The organism is Intrasporangium oryzae NRRL B-24470, from assembly GCF_000576595.1.
GTDB lineage: Bacteria > Actinomycetota > Actinomycetes > Actinomycetales > Dermatophilaceae > Intrasporangium_C > Intrasporangium_C oryzae.
In genome coordinates this window covers 38,692-62,183 of the sequence record NZ_AWSA01000008.1, presented here as the reverse complement: position 1 = coordinate 62,183, position 23,492 = coordinate 38,692, and the positions used below count along the sequence as shown (strand labels likewise).

At 69.9% G+C, this 23,492-nt stretch carries 23 protein-coding genes and 1 tRNA gene; 8 read left to right on the top strand and 16 right to left on the bottom strand.

The features are described from left to right. Positions 1-12: 12 nt before the first annotated feature. From N865_RS05115 to N865_RS05105, 3 genes are read right to left on the bottom strand one after another with little or no spacing between them, the layout of a single operon-like run. Positions 13-1,008, bottom strand: a complete 996-nt coding sequence (locus N865_RS05115) for an N-acetylglucosamine kinase (protein ID WP_084327959.1) — start codon at positions 1,006-1,008, stop codon at positions 13-15. A gap of 55 nt (positions 1,009-1,063) precedes the next feature. Continuing rightward, complete coding sequence (locus N865_RS05110) at positions 1,064-1,834, bottom strand: sugar isomerase domain-containing protein (RefSeq protein WP_034802306.1); 771 nt, start codon at positions 1,832-1,834, stop codon at positions 1,064-1,066. 25 nt (positions 1,835-1,859) lie between these two features. Next, a complete protein-coding gene (locus N865_RS05105) occupies positions 1,860-3,662 on the bottom strand; it encodes a DUF5107 domain-containing protein (protein ID WP_051510207.1) in 1,803 nt (600 codons plus the stop codon). A 297-nt stretch (positions 3,663-3,959) separates the two neighbouring features. Between N865_RS05105 and ngcE the strand changes: the two genes are divergently transcribed. The 4 genes from ngcE (at position 3,960) to N865_RS05085 (ending at position 8,557) form a co-directional block, all read left to right on the top strand. Next, a complete protein-coding gene (ngcE, locus tag N865_RS05100; protein ID WP_034802304.1) occupies positions 3,960-5,375 on the top strand; it encodes an N-acetylglucosamine/diacetylchitobiose ABC transporter substrate-binding protein in 1,416 nt (471 codons plus the stop codon). A 128-nt stretch (positions 5,376-5,503) separates the two neighbouring features. After that, positions 5,504-6,481 carry a carbohydrate ABC transporter permease gene (locus N865_RS05095; protein ID WP_034802303.1) on the top strand — a complete coding sequence of 326 codons (978 nt, stop codon included), beginning with the start codon at positions 5,504-5,506 and terminating at the stop codon, positions 6,479-6,481. Continuing rightward, positions 6,481-7,383, top strand: a complete 903-nt coding sequence (locus N865_RS05090) for a carbohydrate ABC transporter permease (protein ID WP_034802299.1) — start codon at positions 6,481-6,483, stop codon at positions 7,381-7,383. Before N865_RS05095 ends, N865_RS05090 begins: the two co-directional genes overlap by 1 nt. Before the next feature lie 364 nt (positions 7,384-7,747). Then, positions 7,748-8,557, top strand: a complete 810-nt coding sequence (locus tag N865_RS05085) for a DeoR/GlpR family DNA-binding transcription regulator (RefSeq protein WP_051510205.1) — start codon at positions 7,748-7,750, stop codon at positions 8,555-8,557. A gap of 68 nt (positions 8,558-8,625) precedes the next feature. On the opposite strand, the gene N865_RS05080 is transcribed toward N865_RS05085, so the two are convergent. Further along, positions 8,626-9,429, bottom strand: a complete 804-nt coding sequence (locus tag N865_RS05080) for a DeoR/GlpR family DNA-binding transcription regulator (RefSeq protein ID WP_051510202.1) — start codon at positions 9,427-9,429, stop codon at positions 8,626-8,628. A 196-nt stretch (positions 9,430-9,625) separates the two neighbouring features. Here N865_RS05080 and N865_RS05075 point away from each other — a divergent pair, with 196 nt between their 5' ends. Next, positions 9,626-10,525: an SIS domain-containing protein gene (locus N865_RS05075; RefSeq protein WP_034802296.1), complete on the top strand. Its 900-nt coding sequence runs from the start codon at positions 9,626-9,628 to the stop codon at positions 10,523-10,525. Between the two features lie 45 nt (positions 10,526-10,570). Here the strand turns inward: N865_RS05075 and N865_RS05070 are convergent, their stop codons facing one another. The 4 genes from N865_RS05070 to N865_RS05055 form a co-directional block, all read right to left on the bottom strand. Continuing rightward, positions 10,571-11,404 (bottom strand): class II fructose-bisphosphate aldolase, encoded by an 834-nt coding sequence (locus N865_RS05070; protein ID WP_034802293.1) that lies wholly within the window; start codon positions 11,402-11,404, stop codon positions 10,571-10,573. Further along, positions 11,401-12,402, bottom strand: coding sequence for a 1-phosphofructokinase family hexose kinase (locus N865_RS21615; RefSeq protein ID WP_051510199.1), 1,002 nt, complete (start codon positions 12,400-12,402; stop codon positions 11,401-11,403). Before N865_RS21615 ends, N865_RS05070 begins: the two co-directional genes overlap by 4 nt. Further along, positions 12,399-13,301 carry an ROK family protein gene (locus N865_RS05060; protein ID WP_034802289.1) on the bottom strand — a complete coding sequence of 301 codons (903 nt, stop codon included), beginning with the start codon at positions 13,299-13,301 and terminating at the stop codon, positions 12,399-12,401. The genes N865_RS21615 and N865_RS05060 overlap by 4 nt, the downstream gene beginning before the upstream one ends. Positions 13,302-13,580: 279 nt before the next feature. Next, positions 13,581-13,664: transfer RNA gene (locus tag N865_RS05055), tRNA-Tyr, on the bottom strand. Positions 13,665-13,796: 132 nt separating this feature from the next. Between N865_RS05055 and N865_RS05050 the strand changes: the two genes are divergently transcribed. Then, the gene (locus N865_RS05050; RefSeq protein WP_034802287.1) at positions 13,797-14,291 is read left to right on the top strand and encodes a YajQ family cyclic di-GMP-binding protein; all 495 of its coding nucleotides are present in this window, start codon (positions 13,797-13,799) and stop codon (positions 14,289-14,291) included. A gap of 78 nt (positions 14,292-14,369) precedes the next feature. Here N865_RS05050 and N865_RS05045 read toward each other — a convergent pair whose 3' ends face one another. The 4 genes from N865_RS05045 to N865_RS05030 all read right to left on the bottom strand — a co-directional run bounded on the left by N865_RS05045 (position 14,370) and on the right by N865_RS05030 (position 18,828). Further along, positions 14,370-15,722, bottom strand: a complete 1,353-nt coding sequence (locus N865_RS05045) for a M20/M25/M40 family metallo-hydrolase (protein WP_034802284.1) — start codon at positions 15,720-15,722, stop codon at positions 14,370-14,372. Between the two features lie 59 nt (positions 15,723-15,781). Continuing rightward, entirely contained in the window at positions 15,782-17,269 is a 1,488-nt protein-coding gene (locus N865_RS23450; RefSeq protein ID WP_034802281.1) for an anaerobic C4-dicarboxylate transporter family protein, read from the bottom strand. Positions 17,270-17,311: 42 nt separating this feature from the next. Continuing rightward, on the bottom strand, positions 17,312-17,713 hold the full coding sequence (locus N865_RS05035; protein ID WP_157557567.1) for a hypothetical protein: 402 nt from the start codon (positions 17,711-17,713) through the stop codon (positions 17,312-17,314). Positions 17,714-18,042: 329 nt separating this feature from the next. Further along, positions 18,043-18,828 carry a DUF4031 domain-containing protein gene (locus N865_RS05030; protein ID WP_034802276.1) on the bottom strand — a complete coding sequence of 262 codons (786 nt, stop codon included), beginning with the start codon at positions 18,826-18,828 and terminating at the stop codon, positions 18,043-18,045. Positions 18,829-18,941: 113 nt separating this feature from the next. Between N865_RS05030 and N865_RS05025 the strand changes: the two genes are divergently transcribed. Together N865_RS05025 and N865_RS05020 are read left to right on the top strand one after the other, a co-directional pair. Then, positions 18,942-19,232, top strand: a complete 291-nt coding sequence (locus N865_RS05025; RefSeq protein ID WP_034802273.1) for a WXG100 family type VII secretion target — start codon at positions 18,942-18,944, stop codon at positions 19,230-19,232. Positions 19,233-19,358: 126 nt separating this feature from the next. Beyond that, positions 19,359-20,027 carry a pyridoxamine 5'-phosphate oxidase family protein gene (locus N865_RS05020; RefSeq protein WP_034802271.1) on the top strand — a complete coding sequence of 223 codons (669 nt, stop codon included), beginning with the start codon at positions 19,359-19,361 and terminating at the stop codon, positions 20,025-20,027. Positions 20,028-20,123: 96 nt separating this feature from the next. Here the strand turns inward: N865_RS05020 and groL are convergent, their stop codons facing one another. The 4 genes from groL to N865_RS05000 all read right to left on the bottom strand — a co-directional run bounded on the left by groL (position 20,124) and on the right by N865_RS05000 (position 23,475). Then, complete coding sequence (gene groL, locus N865_RS05015; protein WP_034802268.1) at positions 20,124-21,755, bottom strand: chaperonin GroEL; 1,632 nt, start codon at positions 21,753-21,755, stop codon at positions 20,124-20,126. 233 nt (positions 21,756-21,988) lie between these two features. Next, positions 21,989-22,510: a pyridoxamine 5'-phosphate oxidase family protein gene (locus tag N865_RS05010; protein ID WP_211244857.1), complete on the bottom strand. Its 522-nt coding sequence runs from the start codon at positions 22,508-22,510 to the stop codon at positions 21,989-21,991. A 14-nt stretch (positions 22,511-22,524) separates the two neighbouring features. After that, positions 22,525-22,998: an HIT family protein gene (locus tag N865_RS05005; RefSeq protein ID WP_084327958.1), complete on the bottom strand. Its 474-nt coding sequence runs from the start codon at positions 22,996-22,998 to the stop codon at positions 22,525-22,527. Positions 22,999-23,049: 51 nt separating this feature from the next. After that, positions 23,050-23,475 carry a hypothetical protein gene (locus N865_RS05000; RefSeq protein WP_034802266.1) on the bottom strand — a complete coding sequence of 142 codons (426 nt, stop codon included), beginning with the start codon at positions 23,473-23,475 and terminating at the stop codon, positions 23,050-23,052. Between the last annotated feature and the right edge of the window lie 17 nt (positions 23,476-23,492).

Genomic DNA, 23,492 nt, shown 5'->3' with positions numbered 1-23,492 from the left:
TGGCACCACACATCAGGACGAAGCTGCTCTCAGCTCGTCGATGGACCGCGTGAGCCGGGCCAGGGTGTCGCTGTCGACGACAGCATTGCTGTGCAGCAACCCGACGATCGCTGCACCGGCCACGCCGTCGTGCGCCGTTCGGACGTCGGCGCCCGCAAGCTCCCTCTTCAGTGCACCGCCCGAGGGCCGACCCGGGCGGAGGACTCCTTGGACGACCACGCTTCCCCCGAGGACGACGGGCAGCTCGTCGTGTCCGTCGCGGACCAGGCGAAGAGTCCTGGCCAGCGCAAGCTCTGCCTCCGCCGTGATCGCGGCCGCCTGCTCGTCGGTGGCCTCCGCACGGAACGCCAGCGGAGCCAGCCGGGCGAGCCGCACCGGTTGGCCGTTGTAGGCCCAGCTGACCAGGGCCGCGAGCAGCGCCGACCGGTCTCCTTGCGCCGGTTCCAGGCCGAGCTCCTCGACCACCAGGCGCGTCAGCTCGGTAGGTTCACCGGCCTCGTCGAGGTCGGCGGCGACGGCGCGCACGATCTTGCGGCCGATCCAGAAGCCCGATCCCCGGTCACCGAGCAGCCACCCGGTCCCGTCGACCCGGCGCTCGGTGACCAGGTTTCGGAAACGGCCGGCAACGGCCCCGGTGCCTGCGACGAGCGCCACTCCGGCAGGCTCGACGGCCGAGGAGTGGTACATCGCGAGGATGTCGGACGCTCTCGTGTACTCGGCTGCCGGCACGGCGAGCGCCTGCGTCACGGTCCGCTCATTCAGCAGATACTCCTCGCCTGCCGCCGCCAGCACCACCTGGCCCACCGCTTCAGGTCCGAGGGCGGCAGTGGTCAGGGCCGTCGACGCGGCCTCGGCCAGGGCTGCCAGGGCCCGGTCGGCACCGACCGCCGTGGCGTTTCCGCCGGTGGAGGCGCCGTAGCCGAGGCAATCGGCGTCGGCGGAGACCACGACCGCACGCGTGTGCGACCCGCCCGCGTCGATGGCCAGCAGTACTCCGGGCTCTCTCACTCAGGATGCTCCACTCGGCGAGGCTCCACTCGGTGATGCGCGCAGGTTCGACAGGTCAGGCAGTACGACGGATCCGGCCCTCGTAGCGCGCTTCGATCACGTTGTTGTGCTCGTCCCCGCCAGGGATGTTGGCGGACACATAGAGCGGCGTCTGCTCTCCTCGCTCCGCGAGCGTCCTGGCGACCCCGATGGTGAGCAGCTGCGCGATGTAGGCGGCCGTGATCGACGAGACCGCCCCGACGCGGGCGTCGAAGTCCATGTCGAGGGTGGCGTCGCCGTATGGCGCGAGATTGTCGATGACGACGTCGGCCACCTCAGCGAGTCGCTGCCCACTCGGGTGCTTGGGCGACACCCGAGCCGTGTGCTCCATGCTCGTCACCGCGATCACAGGGTGGCCGTGCTCGCGCGCCAGGAGGGCCAGGCCGACGATCGACCCGTTGACACCGGAGTTGGACGCGATGACGAAGACGTCATGGGGCTGCCGGTTGACAGTCGCGAAGACGTCGTCGGCGATATGCGGGTCCCGCTCCAGCGGGGGGCGGCCGTTCAGCTCCGCGAGCGTGTGCGATCCATAGAGGACGGCGTCGCGAAGGGCGACCTTGTTCGTGGGGATGAGCCCGCCGGCCCGACCTGCGATCTCCATCGCGAACGCCTCGGAGTGCCCGGTGCCGAACGCGTGGATCACCCCGCCCGCAGCGATGCAGTCGGCAAGGAGGGTGACTGCCCGGTCCAGACCACCGTCGGAGGCGAGCCGGGTGATCGCGTCCAGTCGGGTGCCAACCTGTGCGGCGTATGCCGCGATGTCATCGGGGGCGTTCGCCCACATTCGCTTCTCCTATCGTCGGACTGGGTCAAGTCTGGTCGCTGCCGGGCCCGGGCGACATCCGGAAGTCGAGGGGCCGTGGCACGGGCTTCCCGGGGCACAGCCGCTGCCACAGCTCGGCGAGGGTCCGGTCGCCCTCGGCGAGGTCCGGCACCTCGAGCCTCTCGAGCACCTCGAGCGCCGCCGCGTCCTGCCCCAGTGCGGCCATCGCCTCGGCCAGAACCATCCGGGTGCGCCCGTGCTCGCGTACCGCCTCGGGGAGGCCGGCCACCGCTGCCACGACGTCCTCCGATCGGCCCGCGTCGAGCAGGGCCACGAGCCGCTCGACCGCGAGCCGACGGTCGTCGGGAGCGAGCGCGCAGGCACGCCGATACAGCTCGTCGCGCGTCGTCGCGTCGCCGGCGAGCAGCGCCTCACCGCGCAGCGTCATCGCGGTGGGCTGCAGCTCGGCGCTGCGACCGTATGCCGCCTGCGCACCGTCCAGGTCCCCGCGCAGATGCCGTGCCGTGCCGAGTGCGTAGCGGGCCCACCAGCCTGCCCCTCGTTCGACGGCGTCCGACAACCGCGCCACCCACCTGTCCGAGACGACGGGCAGGGTCGGTCGCTGCGGGTCGATGTCGTCGAGCGCAGTGGGGTCGTCAGTCTCGACGAACCGAAGCAGGGGCAGGCTCTCGTCTGCGACCTCGGGGAACGGTGTCCCCGGGAGCTGAGGCGCCCCACGGAGTGCGAGCTCCACACGGCCCCAGCCCGATCCGGTGTGGACCAGCTCACCGGGACCGAGGTCGGCCACCTCGTGGAGCCACCGGTCGTGCTGGGCAGCGAGCCAGGCGGGCGGGGTGGCCGCATGGACCGCGTCGCGAGCCGCCTGTGCGGCGACGCCGTAGTCCGCCGCAACGACGGACGGGTCGAGCTCGAGCGGCGCGAACGCCTCCGTCCACGTCCTGCTGGCGTACCCCTCGAGGAGGTCGTGCTCGAGCTGGGTCGGGCAGACACCAGCCTGGATCTCCAGGTAGCGGGTCCCCGTGATGCCCAGCCAGTCCTGCCAGCGCCGGCCGCCCGGGCCGTTCCCCCACAGGAACAGCTTCCGGCCGCGAAGGGCGGCTGTGGACGTCTGGGCGATCCCCCGACCGTCGGGCTCCACGGCGGCGACCAGACGGCCGTGCTGGTCACCCACCTCGTAGAAGTAGTCGGCGGCATACCGGCTGGCGCTGGGCACGCTGACGTCGACCTCACCGTCGGGAAACGGCACGGACACCCGCTCGAGCACCCCCGCGTAGTCGGTGCGCCACGCGGTGTCGGCCGGTACGAGCACCCGGGTCCCCCGCGTCTCTGGCACCGCGATGTTCGTCCAGTAGTAGAGGGGCTTGGGTTCGGGGTCCGGGTTGAGCACGCGGGTGGACGCCATCAGGCGGGCGTCGCTGAGCCACAGATCGACCTGGAGGACGAGGTCGCGGGTCCGCTCCCACTCCCAGAGGCGCACCACCGGGCCGAGGGGCGTGTCCAGGACGGCGGCGTGCACCGGCAGGTTGGACGTGGTGCTGTGGCCGGTCGAGCCGAGGTTCCACTCGATGCCGCCGGCGAACCACGCGTCCGTGAGCCCGAAGTTCGCCCAGCGCAGTCGTGGGTTCCGATGGACCAGCTCCCGCCCGCTCGCCTCGTCGATCAAGGACCAGAGCCGGCCGCCGAGCGACGGCAGCACCAGGGCGCGTGCCTGGCCGTTGGCCAGCTCGATGGCCGGAAGCTGCACGGTGTGGTCCGCACGGTCGTAGTCGCTCAGGACGCCGTAAGGGAGCGGCGACGAGATGCGGCCGCGCAGGACCCGCTCCATCATGTCCGCAGGGGCCTCTTCGCTGACCCTTGTCGTGCTCGACCCGCGCACCGGCGTGAGAGCCGGCAGAAGGCTCACCGTGCCGGGGAGCGACCCGGTCACGGCAATTGACCGGAGTTGCGCATAAGGAGCGGATCCGGGTGCGGTCACGAACGGAGTCTGATTGTTATTGATTGATTACGTCAAGATCCTTGACGCAATCGATCACGTGACAGCACGATGTGGGATCACGGCACCCAACGTGTCGCCAAGCACGTGGCGGGGCACCGGGCCTCGCGCGACCTAGGAAGTAGGGAGCGGATGGATCCTCGGAACAACCAGGTTGATCGGCGCACGATCCTGCGACTGGCGTTGGCGGGTGGTGTGGTGTTGCCCGCGCTGTCCCTCGCCGGCTGTGCGACCAGTAGCGGTGGCGGCACGACGAACAGCAGCGCCGCGGGCGGCACCAAGAGCGACAAGAACCCGTTCGGCATGGCCGCCAACAGCACGGTCGAGGCGATCATCTTCAATGGTGGCTACGGCTTCGACTACGTCACCTTCGCCGCCGGCGTCCTCGAGAAGGCGCAGCCGGGCAGCAAGGCCACGGTCAAGCCTTCGACGCAGATCGCTCAGGAGCTGCAGCCGCGGTTCGTCGGTGGCAACCCGCCGGATCTCATCGACAACTCCGGCGCGAACGCGATTGGCCTCAACACCATCGTCGACCAGCTCGAAGACCTCAACGACGTGTTCCAGGCCAAGAACCTCGAGGGCACGACGATCAAGGACACCCTGTACCCAGGGGTCGAGGCCCCGGGCACCATCAACGGCAAGCTCGCAGCGATCAACTACGTCCAGACCGTCTACGCGATCTGGTACTCCGCTTCCCTCTTCGAGCAGAACGGCTGGACCGTGCCGAAGACCTGGGACGAGGCGATCGCCCTCGGCGCCAAGGCCAAGGCCAAGGGCAAGTACCTCATGCTCTGGGGCAAGGAGGCAGCAACGTACTACCAGACCCTCTGCATCGCCTCGGCCATCAAGGAGGGCGGCGACGAGGTGCGGCTCTCGCTGGAGAACCTCAAGCCCGACGCCTGGAAGCAACCGGCCGTCCAGAGCGTGTTCAAGGCACTCGAGACGATCATCAAGAGTGGCTACATGAAGCCGGGCGGCGCGGGCACCCAGTTCACCGCTGCTCAGGCCCAGTGGAGCAACGACCAGGCCGCCCTGCTCTACCCCTCGGGCTCGTGGATCGAGAACGAGATGAAGAAGCAGACCAAGGACGGCTTCAAGATGACCGGCGCACCCGAGCTGACCGTCACGTCGAGCTCGAAGATGCCCTACACCGCGTTGCACTCGGCGGCTGGTGAGCCGTTCGTCGTCCCGAGCAAGGCCAAGAACCCCGCCGGTGGCAAGGAGCTCCTGCGGGCGATGCTGTCCAAGGAGGCAGCGACCAACTTCGCCAAGACCAAGCTCGCGCCGACGATCGTCAAGGACACCGTTCCCGCCGACGGGTTCGGCTCCACGGCGCTGCAGTCGCAGGGCAAGATGCTCCAGGACGCCGGCACCGACGTGTTCACGTGGAACTTCGTCGACGTCTATGGCATGAACCAGGACCAGCTGGTCCCGTGGAACGCGTTCCTCTCAGGGCAGATCGACGCAGCCGCCCTCACCACGGAGCTGCAGAAGATCACCGACAAGGTTGCGAACGACCCCTCGGTCAAGAAGGTCGAGGTCAAGTGACCCAGTGCCCGGCCCGGCGCGACACTGCCGGGCCGGGCACACTCGTGTCCACCACCTGTGGGTGGCGGGTGGGCTGGCAGCCGTGCTCGAGGCACCAGCCGACCCTTCGCAGCAAAGGGGAGTAGCCCATGACCGCAGTTATTCCACAGACCGGAACGCCGGCGGCGGTGACACGACGGCGTCGCCGACGTATGCCGATGTCGCGCCGGGGCTTCGTCCTCATCACCCTCGGCTTGCCGTTCGTGTTCTATGCGGTGTTCGTCCTGTGGCCGTTCGCCCAGGCGTTCATCTACTCGCTGACCAACTGGAGCGGGTTCTCGGACACCTTCGACTTCGTCGGCATCTCCAACTACGAGGCCCTGCTCAACGACGACACCTTCCTGCAGGCCGTCCGCAACAACCTGCTCCTGGCGATGGTCGTACCGTTCGTGACGATCGCGCTGGCGCTGGCGCTGGCCACCCTGGTGACCGTGGGAGGGTCGAGCACCGGCGCAGTCCGGGGCCTGGGCCGCTCCTCGTTCTACCGCATAGTCTCGTTCTTCCCGTACACCATCCCCGCGATCGTCATCGGCCTGATCTGGTCGCAGATGTTCGACCCGTCCAGCGGGCTCGTCAACGGGCTCCTCACCGGCATCGGACTGGACCAGTTCACCTCGTTCGCCTGGCTGGGTGAGGTCAGCACCGCAATGCCGGTGTCGATGTTCGTCATCATCTGGGGCTTCGTCGGGTTCTACATGGTCCTGTTCATCGCGGCCATCAAGGGCATCCCGTCCGAGCTGTACGACGCAGCCCGGGTCGACGGCGCCGGCCGGTTCCGGATGACCATGATGGTCACCCTGCCGATGGTGCGCGACACGATCCAGACCGCGTACATCTACCTCGGGATCCTTGCGCTGGACGCGTTCGTCTACATGGCGGCCCTCAACGCCAGCGGCGGCCCCCAGAACTCCACCCTGACGATGACCCAGGACCTGTTCAACACCGCGTTCAAGAAGGGCCAGTTCGGCCTCGCGAGCGCCATGGGCGTGGTCCTCGCGGTCCTGACCCTGCTGTTCGCGGCCGTCGTCTTCCTCGTCAACCGCCTGACCAAGGGGAAGGACCGCTGATGGGCGTCGCAAACCCGCCCCGCACCGCCTCGGACGCCAAGGCACCCAAGGAGCAGGAGCCCAGCCCGGCGCCGAGGGGCGACCGCGCCGTCACCGCCGTGTCGCACATCGTCCTCGCGATCTGGTCGATCATCGTCATCCTGCCCTTGGTCTGGGTGTTCCTGTCGTCGTGGAAGACCACCGGCGAGATCTTCAAGTCGCCGCTCGCGCTGCCCCAGCACTGGAGCTTCGACAACTACATCGGCGCGTGGACCGACTCGCACATCGGCCGGTACATGCTCAACTCGGTCATCGTCGTGACCTCGGCGCTGGTCATCGTCATGATCCTGGGCTCCGCGGCGGCCTACTCCCTCGCGCGGTACCCGTTCCCCGGCAGCGGCGTGGTCTACTACTTCATCCTTGCCGGCCTGACGTTCCCGATCTTCCTCGCGATCGTGCCGCTGTTCTTCGTGCTGAAGAACGTCGGGCTGCTCAACACGCTGCCCGGGCTCATCGCGACCTACGTCGCGTTCGCGTTCCCGTTCACGGTCTTCTTCCTCTATCCGTTCTTCCGCGCTTTGCCGCAGGAGATCGCCGAAGCCGCCGAGCTCGACGGGGCCGGGGAGTGGCGCACCTTCGCGCAGGTCATGGTCCCCATGGCGCGGCCGGGGATCGTGGCGATCGCCATCTTCAACTTCCTCGGCCTGTGGAACCAGTTCCTGCTCCCGATCGCCCTCAATACCAACGAGGACAACTACGTGCTGTCCCAGGGCATGGCGCGGTTCGCCTCACAGGCAGGGTATGCCGTGGACTTCGGCCAGCTCTTCGCTGCCGTGGTCATCACCATCGTCCCCGTGCTGGCGGTCTACATCTTCTCCCAGCGACAGCTGCAGGGGTCCCTCTCCCAGGGCACGCTGAAGTAAGGAGGCGTGCCCACCGCGGGCCGGGCCGGCGAGCAGTGGCGCACGTGCGGCATACCGCTGAACAGCAGGTCGCCGAGGCGCGCCCACCGTGGGACGACGCGCCCAAGCGACCCGTCCGGGCCGGGTCCCCGGATACGGGGCCGCGTTCCCTTTCACAGTGATCTGTGATTAGATTCGACTGGTTTGAACCCCACCCGATCGAAATCAATCAGCCAAGGGCCCCCTGGCGACAGGAACGCAGCAGAACCCAGCCACTCCTCCCCAGTGTGTCGCGCGCAATACGCGACCGCCAGAGCGGCGAAGCTCTGACTCGACCACCGCAATCAGCAACCACGGGCACCCCTATCACCGTCCTGGAGCGGGTATGACCGCACGACAGCCCAGGGCCGCTGACCGCGGCTCGCGCTGGAGCACCTTGCTCGGACTCCTGGCCGAGCGCGGCCGGCTGAGCGTTGCCGAAGCCTCGGAGGCGCTCGGCGCCTCCGAGGCAACAGTCCGGCGCGACTTCGGCGACCTGGCCGCGCAGCAGCTGGCGACCCGCACCCACGGCGGCATCGTCGCGACGGCCGTTGCGTACGAACTGCCAGCTCGGTACAAGGAGGCCGCCAGCGACGGCGCCAAGGAGCGGATCGCGACCTACGCCGCCGACATCCCGACGGAGGGGGCGGTCGTGGGGTTCAACGGCGGGACGACGACGAGCGCTGTCGCACGCCGTCTGGCCGCGCGGTCCGACCTGGCGATGTCGTCAGCGCGCCCCGCCATCACCGTCGTCACCAACGCCCTCAACATCGCCACCGAGATGGTGCTCCGACCGTTCGTGCGCTGTGTGTCGCTGGGCGGGGTGGCGCGGCCGGAGTCGTACGAGCTGAGCGGCCCGCTTGCCTCGATGGTCCTCGGCGAGCTGTGGCTCGACACGGCGGTGATCGGCGTCGACGCCGTCTCGGCCGAGGCTGGCGCCACGTGCCAGCACGAGGGCGAGGCCGGGATCAACTCGCTCATGGTGCAGCGCGCCGAACGAGTGATCGTCGTCGCCACGGGTGCCAAACTCGGCGGCCGCGCGTTCGCCCGCATCTGCCCGGCGAGCCGGATCGACCTGGTCGTCACGGACGACTCCGCCGACCCCGCCGCCGTGGCCGACCTGCGGGCCGCCGGCGTCACCGTCGAGGTCGTCTGAGGGGTTCCACGCCGAGCGGTTTCGCGGCCACACGGATCCTGGCCACGTGGGTTCTGGCCAATCGGTTGTCAGACCAGGTGGACCTCGACGCCGGCCTCGCGCAGGGCGGCGACCTCCTCGCGGTCGGCGCCCACCGTCGTGACGAGATGGTCGATCCGCCCGGCGGGACAGATGGCTGCGAAGGTGCGTACGCGAAGCTTGTCGGCGGTCGTGACGCAGACGACCTGCTTGGAGCGCTCGATCATCGTGCGGATGATCGCCGCCTCGGCCTCGTCGCGGCACGTGGCGCCCTCGCGGGCGGTCAGACCGTTGACCCCGACGAAGGCGACGTCGAGCGACAGCTGCCGCAGCACCAGGGTCGCGAGCGGGCCGGTGACCTCGTAGGACTCCGGCCGGGCGACGCCGCCGAGAGAGACGCACCGGATGTGCGGGCGAAGTACCGCCTCCGTGGCGATGTTGAGCGCGTTGGTGACGAGAGTGATCTCGCCCCCGTCGGCCGCGAGGTCCTCCCGCCCGGTGATGGCGCGCGCCGTCACGGTTGTCGTCGTGCCGCCGTTGAGGCCGATCACCTGGCCCGGCTGGACGAGCCGTGCCGCGGCGTCGGCGACGCGAGCGCGGTCGTCGTCGCCGAGGCTGCTGCGATACCGGTAGGGCAGCTCGTACGCGAGCGACGTCGCGACGACGCCGCCGTGGTTGCGTTCGACGAGCTGCCGCTTCGCCAGCTCGGAGAAGTCGCGACGGATCGTCGCCTCGCTGACCCGGAGCAGCTCCGCCGCCTCCCCCACTCCGAGCCGGCCGGACGTTGCGAGGCGGTCGAGCATGATCGACCACCTGCTGGCCGGGTTCCGCGCGAGGTCGGTCTCATCGCTCACGCGCCGACCCTACCGTGCGGCCGCAATCGTGGACATGACCATTGCTGCGCGCTTAGGCTGTCATTCGCGCAGACATGATCAAGTGCGACGTTGCCGGGTCTGTAGCCCGTAGTTCTGAAGTGACGAAGTTCTGCAGTTCTGTCGTGCGCAGTGCCGTAGTTCTGAAGTTCCGCCCCTGACGATCCGGAGCCGCCTCATGTCCCAGACCACTCATCTCGCCCGAGAGATCGCCACCCAGCCCGACGACTGGGCCCGCACGGTCGCGCGCCTGAACGAGCTCAGTGGATCGCTGCCCCGGCCCGGCGAGCGGGTCGCGACGATCGGCTGCGGGACGTCGTGGTTCATGGGGCAGGTGTATGCCGCCCGGCGTGAGTCGCTCGGGCTGGGGGTCACCGACGCCTTCGCCGCCTCTGAGCACCGGCTCGGACGCGACTACGACCGGGTGGTGGTCATCAGTCGGTCGGGCACCACGACAGAGGTCATCGCCGTCGTCAAGCAGCTGCGCGCCGCCGGGGTGCCTCACGTGTCGATCGTGGCCACCCCAGGGACCCCTGTCGCAGAAGCCTCCGCGTCGACGATCCTGCTCGATGACGTCGACGAGCAGTCGGTCGTGCAGACCCGCTTCGCGACCACGACTCTCGCGCTTCTGCGCGCCTCCCTCGGCGAGGACCTCGCTCCGGTGGTGGCGCAGGCGCGCGCCGTCCTGGGCGAGGACATCACCACCGCGCTCGGCCCGCTCCTGACGGTCGAGCAGCTGACGTTCCTGGGCCGCGACTGGAGCAACGGCATCGCCAACGAGGCGGCCCTCAAGCTCCGCGAGTCCTCCCAGTTCTGGGCCGAGTCCTACCCCGCTATGGAGTACCGACACGGGCCGATCAGCATCGCCGCTCCCGGGCGGGCGGTGTGGGCGTTCGGCCGGGTGCCTGAGGGTCTTGCGGAGCAGGTACGCGGCACAGGTGCCCATTTCGAGCACCGCGACCTCGACCCGATGGCCGATCTCGTGCGGCTGCACCGGCTGTGTCTCGCCCGCGCCGAGGCCGCCGGTCTCGACCCCGACGCGCCGCGCAACCTCACCCGGAGCATCGTCCTGACCTGACCTGACCTGACCTGACTCAAACACCGTCTGTGACCTCCGGCCGGGTCATGCGGTTGCCAGAAGGCGCATCAGCCTCGCGGCCTCATCGGCGACCGCATCCCGCGCCGCTCCGAGGTACGTTCGCGTGTCGACCGTCGGCGTGCTCTCGAGCCGGCTGAGCATGGCACGGGTGAAGACCTGGTTGAGATGCGTCGCGATGTTCACCTTGGTCATCCCGGCGCGCACCGCTGCCACCAACCCGTCATCGGCGACCCCCGACGAACCATGCAGTACAAGTGGCACCGGCACCGAGTCCTTCAGTGCGGCAATGAGATCCGTGTCCAGCAGGGCCGTCCGGTAGGTCATCGCGTGCGAGCTGCCGACCGCGACCGCGAGTGCGTCGACCCCGGTGTCGGCGACGAACCGCGCCGCCTCTCCGGGGTCGGTGCGAGCCCCCGGCGTGTGCACCCCGTCCTTGCCGCCGACCTCTCCGAGCTCCGCCTCGACGCTGACGGCGTGGGCGTGGCACAGCTCGACGATGCGACGCGTCTGGGCGCGGTTCGCGACGTCTGACAGTCGGGATCCGTCGTACATCACGGACGTCAGACCGAGCCGCACGGCGTCCTCGACGAGGCCGACATCCTCGGCGTGGTCGAGGTGCACGACGACCGGCTGGTCGCAGGCGGCTGCGATGGCCAGCGTCGCAGCGGCAATCGGCGCTAGCGAGCCGTGGTAGCGGACGCAGTTCTCCGAGATCTGCATGACGACGGGCAGGCCCACCTTCTCGGCTGCCGCGGCATACGCCTCGGCGTGCTCGATCTGGATGACGTTGAAGGCGGCAAGCCCGCGCCCCTCCGCGCGCGCCGGCTCGAGCACCTGCCCGAGGTTCACGAGCGTCATACGAGACTCTCCTCGATCTCGAAACTCGACAGCAGGCGCTCGACGTCCCTCGGGTCGACGGCGCCGGCGATCGGCTGCAGGACGGCTGCCGCGGACCACGCCACAGCGCGCCTCAACACCTCGGCCCAGGCGTCCCGCCCATGAGGCAGGCCGCCGAGCGTCTCGATGTCGGCGGCGAGCGAAGCCGTCAGCGCATCTCCGGCTCCGGTTGCGTTGCCCTTCAGGGGTTCCCGGAGCCAGGCTCGGAGCTCGACGCCGTCGTGGAGCAGTTGTATGCCGTTCTCGCCGTCGGTGACGACCACCGCCTGGGCGCCGTGGTCGGCAAGCGCGAAGGCGAGGTCGCGAGCCGTGGGCGAGACAGAGCGCGACGAGACAGGGCCAGACGAGGCAGGACCAGACGAGGCAGGGCCTGGCCGGCCGAGCTGGGTCGCCGCCGCCTCGGAGCGGTTGGGCTTGACGAGAGTCGGCCGGGCACCGAGGGCGCGCGCCAGCGGCCGGCCGCCGACATCGAGCACGACGTGCAGCCCCGCGCGAATGGCTTCCCTTGTCAGGGTCTCGACGAGATCGTCGGATGCTCCAGCCGGCAGGCTGCCCGAGATCGTCAGGACGGATGCCTGTGGAGCAAGTGCCGCCACGGCCTCCGACACACGAGCCCACACCGAGTCGGGCGGGGCCTCGCCGGCCTCGTTGAACAGGGTCGCCTGCCCCCGATCGTCGACAACCGCCACGGATCTGCGTGTGCGACACGGAGACTCGACCAGGCGATGACTCAGGCCCCGGTCAGAGAGGTCGGTGGCGAAGTCTGCCAGCTCGTCGCTGCCCACCTGTGCGACTGCGACGGCGCACCGCCCCTGCCCGGTCAGCACGGAAGCGACGTTGACTCCCTTGCCGCCCGCCCGCTCGTGAACCTCCTCCACGCGATGCGACTCGCCAAGCATCACGGTCGGGACGGCATACGTGATGTCGATGGCCGGATTGGGAGTGAGTGTGATGATCATCGGCCGACGAGGTCGAGCGCGATCGTCGCCGCGCCCAGCGAGCCGGAACGATCTCCGAGGGCGGCCGCCTCGACGGCCACATCGTCTCGGCCCAGCCGAGCTGTCAGCTCGGCGCGCAGCGGGTCCAGCAGCGTGTCGCCCGCGTGCACGAGGCCGCCGCCGATGAGGACGAGCTCGGTGCCGGCAGCCGCGACGACCGGGGCGACCATGATGGCGAGGGTCTCGATCGCCTCCTGCCAGACCCGGCGAGCGACCTCCTCGCCGGCCTCCGCGCGCCGGGCGACCTCCTGGGCATCGCCGACGATGCCAGTCTCCTGCGACCAGCGGCGTCCGATGGCCCCCGCGCTCGAGAGTGCTTCGAGGCAGCCGCGCTGTCCGCATCCGCACAGCGGCCCGTCGGGGACGACGATGACGTGGCCGATCTCACCGGTCCACAGGCCCCCCGTGACGAGCTTGCCGCGGCACAAGATAGCGCTCGCGAGCCCTGTGCCCAGAGGCACGAACAGAACGTTGTCGGCCTCGCGCGCGGCGCCGAGCCGATGCTCGGCGAGCAGGCCGGAGCGGACGTCGTGGCCGATCGCCACCGGCACGTCGACGTGGGCGGCGATGGTGCCGCGCAGGTCGAGGTCGCGCCATCCGAGGTTGGCCGACCAGACTCCGATCCCGGCCAACTCGTCGACAAGGCCGGGGACTGCGACACCGACGGCAAGCACGTCGACCGCGCCGGCCACAGCGCCGGTGAGCTCGCCCACCGCGTGGACCGAGACCTCGCCGAGCCGTGGTCCGACGCCCGCAGGAGTGGGACGAACCGTCTCGGCCAGGACGTCGCCCGTCGGGGTCACCAAGGCGGCCTTGATCCGGGTGCCGCCGACGTCGATCCCGACCACCGCTTCGCGCATCACGGTGCGCAGTTTATGCGCGCTATTGCACGATTGAACAGGATAACGATCAGATTTGGACAGTTTCGTTGCTCGCGGCCAACGCCTCCACCATCTCTCCATCCCCCATGCGCAGCGTGCCGACCGGCGCAGGGCGGATGGGGGCGCCAACTTCCCCACCAGTGCCCCCCTAACACCCGTGGAGCGCCGTGTGGAGCCGGTTCCAGCCGGACAGCGCCGGTCAACGGCAGAAGGGCCCCGAACCCGCGTTTCCGCAGGTCAGGGGCCCTTCTGAGCACATGGTGGCAGGTGAAGGATTCGAACCTTCGTAGCTTTCGCGACGGATTTACAGTCCGCTTCCATTGGCCGCTCGGACAACCTGCCGTGGTGCGTCTGGAAGGATAGCAAGAGATCGGGCGCGCGCCGAATCGGGATCCATGCGGCATCCTGACGTGTCGCGGCCCGCCGCCGACCACCCCCAGAGCAACCCCGAGACCCCCACCGGAAGGAGCCACGATGGCCGACTCCTCGTTCGACATCGTCAGCAAGTACGACAAGCAGGAGATCGCCAACGCGGTCAACAGCTCGGCCAAGGAGCTCGCGACGCGTTACGACTTCAAGAACGTCGGCGCGTCGGTCGAGCTCGCCGGTGAGGTCATCAAGATGAAGGCCAGCACCGAGGAGCGCTGCAGGGCGGTCCTCGACGTCGTGCAGACCCACATGGTCAAGCGCAAGGTCAGCCTCAAGCACCTCGACGTCCCCGAGGCCGGCCCGCGCCTCTCGGGCAAGGAGTACCACCTCGATGCCCCGCTCAAGGAGGGCATCTCGCAGGAGAACGCCAAGAAGATCAACAAGCTGATCCGCGACGAGGGCCCGAAGGGCGTCAAGTCGCAGATCCAGGGCGACGAGCTGCGCGTCACGAGCAAGTCGCGCGACGACCTCCAGGCCGTCCAGCGGATGCTCCAGGCCGCCGATCTCGACGTCGCGCTGACCTTCACCAACTACCGCTGACCGGGTCGTCCCAGCCACCCGACGACGTATGCCGCCCAGCTCACCGAGCTGGGCGGCATACGTCGTCCTCGGGCCGGGTCACGCAGGCGAGCGCCCGGCCAGGCGCTGGAGCAGCAGGGTCTGCGCGACGACGAGCCGCTCGATCTCCCCGAGGTCCACGCTCTCGTCGGAGGCGTGGATCCGCGACAGGGCGGTGTCCTCCGCTCCCCAGAGGATGAACTCGGCGTCGGGCGCCGCCTGCTGGAGGGTTCGGAGCAGCGGGATCGACCCGCCGGAGCCCGCCTCGCCGACCGGCTTGCCGAACGCCTGCTCCAACGCCCAGCGGGCCGCGTCGTAGGCGGGTCCGTCGGTCTCGCAGTGGAAGGGCGGGGCGGCCTTCGTCCGCTGCACCTCGACCTGGGCGTTCCACGGCGCGTGCGACTCGAGGTGCGCGACGAGGGCGTCGAGCTCCTTCTCGGGGTTTGCGCCGGGGACGATCCGCATCGAGATCTTCGCCCTCGCCTCGGGGATGAGGACGTTCGACGACGTCGCGATGGGGGTCATGTCGATGCCGATGGCGTTGATCGACGGGTGCATCCAGAGCCGGTCGCCGACCGGACCGGTGCCCGTCAGCGCCACCCCGTCGATGACATCCGCGCTCGAGCGGAAGTCCTCGTCGGCGAACTGCTCGCCGGGCCACTCGCCGGTCGTGACCCCCTCGACGGCGACGTTGCCGTCGTCGTCCTGGAGCGACGACAGGAGCCGCGCGAGCGCCATCATCGCGTCCGGCGCCGGGCCGCCGAAGACGCCCGAGTGGAGAGCGTGCTCGAGGGTGCGGACCGTGACGATGCAGGCGACGTCACCGCGCAGGGCCGTCGTGAAGACCGGCTCGCCGACCCGGAGGTTGCCCATGTCGCAGACGACGAAGAGATCGCAGGCGAAGAGCTCCGGATGGGCCTCGACGAAGGCCTCGAGGTTGCTCTCGGTCTCCTCCATCCCCTCGAGGATGAGCTTGACCGTGCACGGCGGCTGGCCGTCGAACATCCGCAGCGTCCCGAGGTGCGCGACGAGCCCGCTGATGTCGTCGGCCGCCCCGCGCCCGTAGACCCGGCCGTCGTCCTTGCGCGTCGCGACCCAGGGGTCGGACGTCCAGCCCTGCTCCGGCGGTGCCGGCTGGACGTCGTAGTGGGCGTAGAGGACCACCACGGGCGAGCCCTCCGGACCGGCGATCTCGGCGTAGATCGGCGGGTAGCCGCTCGGGACGTCCATGAGGGCGGCGTTGCTGAACCCCGCCTTCTGGAACAGCTCGAGGGTCACTCGTCCCATCTCCTCCACCGGCTCGGGCGGGTAGCCCGGGAAGGCGATCGAGGGGATGGCGACGAGGGTCTCCAGGTCCTTGACCAGACCCGGCATCAGCTCGGTGGCCTTGCTCACGACTTCGTGCACATCCATGGTTGTCTCTACTCTCCGTTCTCGGCTCGGCTGGGTCACCTCAGGTCACGTCGGCTCGGTCAGAAGAAGACACCTCCGATGAGGGCACCAACGGCGACCGTCACGACGGACATCACGAGCATCGGGATGAAGAAGCTGTGGTCGAACAGCTTGGACCCGAGCTTGGTCGTGCCCGACAGGTCGAAGTTCGCAGCGGCGATCTGGGTGCCGTTGGCGGGCAGCGTGTAGACGCCGCTCAGCGCTCCGGCCCACATGCCGGTGACGACGCCGGCGGGCAGGCCGGCGGCGAGCCCGATCGGGACGATGGTCCGCGTCGCCGTGGACTGGCTCGTCGTCAGGGCGGCGACGAGGAAGACGGCCAGGGCGAAGAGGAACTTCCAGTCGGTGACCCAGGCCCCCACGGTGCTGACGATGTACTCCTCGTGCGCGGAGATGAAGGTCGCGGTCAACCAGGCGATCCCGAAGAGGGCGATGGCCGAGACCATGCCGGCCTTGAAGACCGACATGTCCGGGACCGTCTTCACGTCGGGGCGCCCGACGAAGAGGATCAGGGTGCCCACGACGAACATGACGAGCACGATCGTCGTCGTCATGTCGATGGCCACGGCGCCTTCGCCCTCGACCTCGAAGGATGGCCGCAGGTCGGGGAAGAGGCCGAGCAGGACGATGACGACGACGCCGAGCAGGAAGACGAGCGCCGAGTTGCGGCCCGCGGCCGTGTAGGTGAGCTGGGACGAGGCCGACGGCCCGGGGGCGACGGTGCCCTCGGTTCCGGTCTCACCTGCTCCGGTGCCACCTGCTCCGGCGCTGCCGGAGCCGCTACCGGATGCCGGGGTGTTCGAGCTCGCCGGGCCGCCCACGGCCACAGTGGCGGGCATCGCTGCCGCGGCGGCGGTCGGGGCCGCCAGGACGCCGGAGGCGATCCGCGCCTGGACCTCGGGGTCCTCGTCGAGGTCCTTCCACATCCGGTTGACGATGAGCGACGTGACGACGATCCCGATGATGCAGGACGGGATCGTGATCGCGAGGATCTGGGTCAGCCCGAGGTTGTAGGGCTCGACGTCGGTGAGGGTCAGCATCGCAGCCATGGCTGCCGAGACGGGCGAGGCCGCCAGGGCCATGCCCGACTGGACCACGGTCACCGTGAGCGGCCGCGACGGCCGGATGTGGTTCTTGTACGACACGTCGTAGATGACCGGCAGCAGCGGGTAGATGATGTTGCTCGTCCCGGCGCCGATCGAGAAGGCGAACGCCGTCAGCGGCGCGATGAGCGTGATCTGCTTCGGGTGCCGCTCGATGACCTTGGCTGCGACGGCGACCATCCAGTCGATCCCGCCCGACGCCTGCATCATCGACGCGGCCAGGACGACGGCCAGGATGATGGCCATCGCGGCGGCGGGCGGCTCTCCGGGCGGCTCACCGAAGATGAAGACGAGCACGAACGTGCCCAGGCCGCCCCACAACCCGACGCCGACTCCGCCGGCCCGGGTACCCATGACGATCGCTCCGAGGACAACGAGTGCCTCGAGCACGAAACTCACGCTCATCTCCGTCTCCTTCTCTGGGGTGTCCCGTGGCTGCCCGTTTGCTCAGGCTGCGGTGCACTCGGTGTCGAGACGCTGCTTCAGCGTCGCGAAGGCCTCGTTGAGGCTCTGCAGGGTGTCCTGTAGCTGCTTGTTCGATGTCCCGGTCGACCCGCTGCCCGCCTCGACGGCGGCCTGCCTGACGTCGGTGATCGCGGTCCTCAAGGTCGAGATGAGGGTGTCGTAACGGCCTTCGGTCACGGCCTGGAGCTGGTCGAGCTTCGCGAGCGCGGCGTCGGCCCGTGACTGGATGGCCTCCGCCGTCGCGGTGCGCACGTCGAGCGACCGCACCTGGTCGGCCTTCGCGACGAGCTGCTTGTACTGGCTGCACAGGTTCTGGGCGGTCCGCTGCTGCTGCTGGCCGCCGCACCCTGCGGCGAGCGGGACGAGGGCGAGGGCCAGTCCCAAGCTCACCACCCTGCGGCGCCGCCGGCCGGCTCGAGCCTGCACCCTGGACTCCATGGCGTTCACGTCGCCTCCCGATGCTCTGCGCTCGAGCGCCGTGGGTGCGAGTGGGCACCCGGGGGCCGGCGTTCGAGTCCTCCACGTGGACTGTCTCGCCGCGTGAGCAGCGTCCGCCTCATCCGCAGCGCATGAAACGCGCCGAGCCCACCGCCCCATCCATCCAGCCCTCGGCGCCGCGGGCGTCCGGGTCTCGCCACCTCGGGCAGAGGTATGCCGCCCAGCTCGGTGAGCCCGGCGGCATACCTCTGCGTGGGGTGGCCCGAGGGGTGCGCTCAGGGGAGGTCAGCCGGCGGCAGATCGGGGAACACCTCGGCGGCGAGCGGCCACCAGAAGAGGTGGCGGCAGAGGGCGGCGTACTCCGTCGGGGACACCCACCGCGTCTCGTGGATCCCGTCGTCACCCTGGGTGAGCGGCGGGGCGCTCTCCTCGATCCGCACGCGGAAGACCTGCAGATAGGGAGCGTCGCGCGTGAAGGTGTTGTCGTCGGTGAGGGCCGTGAACCGCTCGTAGCCGCACGGGTACACGAGGCCGGGGTCGACGACGAGACCCGTCTCCTCGACGGTCTCACGGAGGGCGTTCTCGAGGGGTGTCTCCCCGGGCTCACGCCAGCCACCGGGCGAGCCCCACTCGGCGCGGCGGACGCTGTGGACGGCGGCGAACCGGCCCTCCCGGTCGCGGACGAAGATCATCGCCGCCGAGACCTGCGACTCACGAAGCGGCACGTCCGACGCGATGAGGTCGACGTCGCTCGGGCCGTTGGGGAACGGGTGGGCGAGGTAGCGCCGGAGACCCCGGTCGCCCTTGCGCTTGCGCAGGCGCAGGCCCGAGGCGTTGAGGCGCCGGGCGAGGTCGACGCCCTCGGTCGGGGTGGCCCCTGCGTCGACGACCTGCTGCCACCGCGCGTCCGGGACGTCGTAGTGGTCGCCGTCGAAGGCCCGCGGGTGCATCCCGACGGCCCGCGCGAAGGCATGGAGCTCGGCATACGACGTGTCGCTGACGAGGTGCGCGAAGTGCCTGCCGTGAGCGGGCCAGATCGGCTCGTCGATCCACAACGTCATGGGCGCAGCCTATCGAGGCTGTGGACAGTGCCAGCCGGAGGCAAACGAATGCTCCTAGGGTCAAACCGTCAGGTCACCGAGCGGCCGGGTCCGGCCGAGCAGGAGGAAACGCCATGTCCCGTTCCATCGTCGACACCGACCGGATCGCCGCCGCTGCCGGCGACATCACCCGCCTGGCCGAGAGCATCCGGGGCGACGTCGCCGCGCTCCGGGCCCGGCTGACGGCCCTCGACGGCTCGTGGGAGGGACCGGCCAAGGCCGAGTTCGTCCGCGTCATGCACGACTACCAGGGCCTCCAGGCCAAGGTCAACGAGTCCCTCGCCGACATCGCCCGTCTCACCTCCCGCGCCTCGGCTGCTTACCTCGAGCACGAGAACGCGACTCGGGCGCTCTTCGCCCGCTGATCCAGCCCCGCCCCACGGGCCGAGGCGCTCGGGGCCAAGCCGCTTGGGCCCGAGGGGCGCGCTGCCGCTGGGCCGCCCCTCGGCCCCGGACGGCGTGACGCTCCCGGCGGCTGCGATACTCCCGGCATGGACCGGACCCGCATGACCCGCCTCGCCGATCGGGCCAGCACGGACGTGGACGCGCTCAACGCCCTGCTCGACGCGGTCCCCATCGCCCACGTCGGGCTCGTCGCCGACGGCGGACCGGTCGTGATCCCCACCGCCCTGGCCCGCGACGGTGACCGGCTCCTCGTCCATGGGTCGACCGGCTCGGGGTGGATGCGCCGCCTCGCCGAGGGAGCGGAGGCCTGCGTCACGGTGACAGCGCTCGACGCCGTCGTCGTCGCCCGGTCGGCCTTCGAGTCGTCGTACCGGTATCGCTCCGCGGTGCTCTTCGGCCGGTTCGTCCCGGTCGAGGGCGCGGCGAAGGAGGCCGCCCTCGACGTCCTCGTCGACCACCTCCTCCCCGGCCGGCGGCCCGAGGTGCGGCCATCGAACCGGCGTGAGCTCTCGGCGACCCTCGTGCTCGCTATGCCGATCGGCGAGTGGTCGCTCAAGGTCGCAGGCGGCTGGCCGGAGGACCCCGACGACGACGTCGCCGGGCCCGCGTGGGCCGGCATCGTGCCGGTGGGGACGGCCTACGGAACCCCCGAGCCGGCCCCCGACCTGCGCCCGGGCATCCCGGTGCCGGCCTCTGTCCGAGCCCTGGCCTCGACCCCCGGCCCGGTCACGGATCCGGCCTCCCCCACCCCCTAGCACCGAACGAGACGTTCGGGCGCCGAGGAGGTATAGGCCGAAGGGCGGCTCCCCTGGGGGAACCGCCCTTCGGACGCAGTGCGAGAGCAGGTGGGCTCAGAAGCCCATGCCGCCCATACCGCCCATGTCGTCGCCACCCGGCATGGCCGGAGCGGCCTTCTCGGGCTTGTCGGCGATGACGGCCTCCGTCGTGAGGAAGAGCGCCGCGATCGAGGCGGCGTTCTGCAGCGCCGAGCGCGTCACCTTGACCGGGTCGATGATGCCGGCCGACAGCAGGTCGACGTACTCGCCCGTGGCGGCGTTGAGGCCCTGGCCCGCCTCGAGGTGGCGCACCTTCTCGGCCACGACCCCACCCTCGAGACCGGCGTTGATCGCGATCTGCTTGAGCGGAGCCTCGGTCGCGACGCGGACGATGTTGGCGCCCGTCGCCTCGTCACCCTCGAGCTCGAGCTTGTCGAGCGCGTGCGCGGCCTGGATGAGGGCGACGCCACCACCGGCGACGATGCCCTCCTCGACGGCGGCCTTCGCGTTGCGGACGGCGTCCTCGATGCGGTGCTTGCGCTCCTTGAGCTCGACCTCGGTGGCCGCGCCCGCCTTGATGACGGCGACGCCGCCGGCGAGCTTGGCGAGGCGCTCCTGGAGCTTCTCGCGGTCGTAGTCGGAGTCGGACTTCTCGATCTCCGCCTTGATCTGGGCGATGCGGCCCTCGATCGCGGAACGGTCGTCCTGGTCCTCGACGATGGTCGTCTCGTCCTTCGTGACGACGACCTTGCGCGCCCTGCCGAGCAGGTCGAGGGTGGCGTTCTCGAGCTTGAGACCGACCTCCTCGGAGATGACCTGGCCGCCGGTGAGGATCGCGATGTCGCCGAGCATGGCCTTGCGACGGTCGCCGAAGCCGGGGGCCTTGACGGCAACCGACTTGAACGTGCCACGGATCTTGTTGACCACGAGGGTCGCGAGGGCCTCACCCTCGATGTCCTCGGCGATGATGAGGAGCGGCTTGCCGGACTGCATGACCTTCTCGAGGAGGGGCAGCAGGTCCTTGACGTTGCTGATCTTGGAGTTCGCGACGAGGACGTAGGCGTCGTCGAGGACGGTCTCCATGCGCTCGGTGTCGGTGACGAAGTACGCCGAGATGTAGCCCTTGTCGAAGCGCATACCCTCGGTCATCTCCAGCTCGAGGCCCATGGTGTTGGAGTCCTCGACGGTGATGACGCCTTCCTTGCCGACCTTGTCCATCGCCTCGGCGATGAGGCCGCCGATCTCCTCGTCGGCCGCAGAGATGCTCGCGGTCGAGGCGATCTGCTCCTTGGTGGTGACCTCCTTGGCCGACTCGAGCAGGGCCGCGGAGACGGCCTCGACGGCCTTCTCGATGCCGCGCTTGAGGGCCATCGGGTTGGCGCCGGCCGCGACGTTGCGCAGGCCCTCGCGGACCATGGCCTGGGCCAGGACGGTCGCCGTCGTCGTGCCGTCACCGGCGACGTCGTCGGTCTTCTTGGCAACTTCCTTGACGAGCTCCGCGCCGATCTTCTCGTACGGGTCGTCGAGCTCGATCTCCTTGGCGATGGAGACGCCGTCGTTGGTGATCGTGGGGGCGCCCCACTTCTTCTCCAGGACGACGTTGCGGCCCTTCGGGCCGAGCGTCACGCGGACGGCGTCGGCGAGGATGTTCATGCCCCGCTCGAGGCCGCGGCGCGCCTCTTCATCGAATGCGATGGTCTTGGCCATTCGGGTGGTTCCTCCCACACGAAACGTTGGTGGTGGCCCGCACGCCGTCCCGCGACGGACGGGACCGGCTCCCCCAGCTCACGTCGCTGTGAGACCCGACCCCTCGGCATACGGCCCTGATCTGTCACTCCCCCGAGGAGAGTGCTAACGCCATTATTGGCACTCGCACCCTGAGAGTGCAAACAGTCGGGACGAGGCCGTATGCCGCTGGGCCCCTCCCGGGAGCCCTCCCCTCACGCCTCGACCCGCCAGACCCGCGGGCGGACGTCACCCGCGGCGAGCTGCTCGGCGCGCAGCACCTGGATCCGCCACGGCTCGAGACGGAGCGGCTGGAAGAGCCGATGGTGGATGCCCTCGGGCTCGTAGGCCGTCAGCTCGCCCCAGCCGAGAGGCGCGGGAGTGTCGGTGAAGACGCTCCAGACGTGGCCCCTCGTCACGTCGTCGGCTTCGTCGACCCACGTCGCGACGCAGTCGATCGCGACGGTGTTCTGCGCCGGGCTCCAGTAGGAGCAGCTCACGTGCGGGTTGTGGGCGAGGTGGCGGGTCTTGACGGGGGACCGGCCGGTGAGGGCCCAGCCGATGAGACCGTCGTCGACGCGCTCGAAGATCGGGTGCATGACGCGGGAGCGGGGCCGCCCCCGGGGGTCGACCGTCGTCACCGTGCAGTAGACGATGTCGGCCACGAAGGCCATCACGTCGTCGATGATCTCGGCGAGCGGCACCGTCGCACGGCCGGTCGGTGGCTTCGGCGGCACGGGCGGCAGCTCCTTCACGCGTCGGAGCCATCGGCGAACGCCGGCGGGTCGCTGTTGGGGACCGGGCCCGGGTCCGTCGGGGCGAGCGCCGCCGCGAGCCGAGCGGCATACTCGGCCGACTCCTCTCCCGAGGCGTAGGTCGTCCGCGGCCAGAAGAAGCCACGGAGCCCGTCACCCTTCGTCCTCGGCACGACGTGGACGTGGAGATGGGGGACCGACTGGCTCACGACGTTGTTGGTCGCGACGAAGCTCCCCTGCGCCCCGAGCCCCGTGACCACCGCGCCGGCGAGGCGCTGCGCCGCGGACACGAGACCGGCGTGGAGCTGTGCCGGCAGCTCGAGGAGCGTGTCGATGTGCGCCCTCGGCACGAGGAGCACGTGACCCTTGAAGACCGGACGGCGGTCGAGGAAGGCGAGGAAGTCGGGCTCGTCGAGGACGACGTCGGCGGGGACGTCGCCTGCGACGATCGAGCAGAAGACGCAGTCCATCCGGACAGGCTGTCACGGGATCGACCGGGACGGGTCGGTATCGCGGCCTCGTCAGGACTTCGTCGTGGGAGGCCCCTTGGGCCGGGGTCGCTTGCCCTTGGTCGTCGACGTCGACGGGCTCGGCGAGGTCGACGTGGTCGGCACCGGCGTGGCGACGGGCCGTGGGGACGTAGCCGGCGGGCTCGCCGGGGCCGTCGCTGTCGCCTCCACTGCCGGAGCCCACGTCGCGGCGGAGGCCGTACCGGTCGGGACGCTGGTGCTCGTGGGGGTCGACGCGTCCCCGAAGAGGTAGCCGGAACCGCCGTTGGCCTGGGTCGGGCGAACCGTCGAGAGGAAGACCGAACCGCGGGGTGGGCTCCCGAGCGACCAGAGGCCGAGGAAGGCGGCGACGACGAGGGACAGCCCGACCGGACCCGCCACGACGAGGCGCCGTCGGCGTGACTCGGCTCGCTGCTGGGCTCGGATCTCGGACCGCATGGCTCGCCAACCTAGAC

What these genes read in the sequence shown, in the direction of transcription:
- N865_RS05020 (WP_034802271.1), top strand. Translation starts at nt 19,359, where the DNA reads ATGGACCGGACCCGCATGACCCGCCTCGCCGATCGGGCCAGCACGGAC.
- N865_RS05085 (WP_051510205.1), top strand. Translation starts at nt 7,748, where the DNA reads ATGACCGCACGACAGCCCAGGGCCGCTGACCGCGGCTCGCGCTGGAGC.
- N865_RS05075 (WP_034802296.1), top strand. Translation starts at nt 9,626, where the DNA reads ATGTCCCAGACCACTCATCTCGCCCGAGAGATCGCCACCCAGCCCGAC.
- N865_RS05030 (WP_034802276.1), bottom strand. Translation starts at nt 18,828, where the DNA reads ATGACGTTGTGGATCGACGAGCCGATCTGGCCCGCTCACGGCAGGCAC.
- N865_RS05050 (WP_034802287.1), top strand. Translation starts at nt 13,797, where the DNA reads ATGGCCGACTCCTCGTTCGACATCGTCAGCAAGTACGACAAGCAGGAG.
- N865_RS21615 (WP_051510199.1), bottom strand. Translation starts at nt 12,402, where the DNA reads ATGATCATCACACTCACTCCCAATCCGGCCATCGACATCACGTATGCC.
- N865_RS05060 (WP_034802289.1), bottom strand. Translation starts at nt 13,301, where the DNA reads ATGCGCGAAGCGGTGGTCGGGATCGACGTCGGCGGCACCCGGATCAAG.
- groL (WP_034802268.1), bottom strand. Translation starts at nt 21,755, where the DNA reads ATGGCCAAGACCATCGCATTCGATGAAGAGGCGCGCCGCGGCCTCGAG.
- N865_RS23450 (WP_034802281.1), bottom strand. Translation starts at nt 17,269, where the DNA reads ATGAGCGTGAGTTTCGTGCTCGAGGCACTCGTTGTCCTCGGAGCGATC.
- N865_RS05090 (WP_034802299.1), top strand. Translation starts at nt 6,481, where the DNA reads ATGGGCGTCGCAAACCCGCCCCGCACCGCCTCGGACGCCAAGGCACCC.
- N865_RS05000 (WP_034802266.1), bottom strand. Translation starts at nt 23,475, where the DNA reads ATGCGGTCCGAGATCCGAGCCCAGCAGCGAGCCGAGTCACGCCGACGG.
- N865_RS05095 (WP_034802303.1), top strand. Translation starts at nt 5,504, where the DNA reads ATGACCGCAGTTATTCCACAGACCGGAACGCCGGCGGCGGTGACACGA.
- ngcE (WP_034802304.1), top strand. Translation starts at nt 3,960, where the DNA reads ATGGATCCTCGGAACAACCAGGTTGATCGGCGCACGATCCTGCGACTG.
- N865_RS05005 (WP_084327958.1), bottom strand. Translation starts at nt 22,998, where the DNA reads ATGGACTGCGTCTTCTGCTCGATCGTCGCAGGCGACGTCCCCGCCGAC.
- N865_RS05110 (WP_034802306.1), bottom strand. Translation starts at nt 1,834, where the DNA reads ATGTGGGCGAACGCCCCCGATGACATCGCGGCATACGCCGCACAGGTT.
- N865_RS05070 (WP_034802293.1), bottom strand. Translation starts at nt 11,404, where the DNA reads ATGACGCTCGTGAACCTCGGGCAGGTGCTCGAGCCGGCGCGCGCGGAG.
- N865_RS05025 (WP_034802273.1), top strand. Translation starts at nt 18,942, where the DNA reads ATGTCCCGTTCCATCGTCGACACCGACCGGATCGCCGCCGCTGCCGGC.
- N865_RS05045 (WP_034802284.1), bottom strand. Translation starts at nt 15,722, where the DNA reads ATGGATGTGCACGAAGTCGTGAGCAAGGCCACCGAGCTGATGCCGGGT.
- N865_RS05105 (WP_051510207.1), bottom strand. Translation starts at nt 3,662, where the DNA reads ATGATGGAGCGGGTCCTGCGCGGCCGCATCTCGTCGCCGCTCCCTTAC.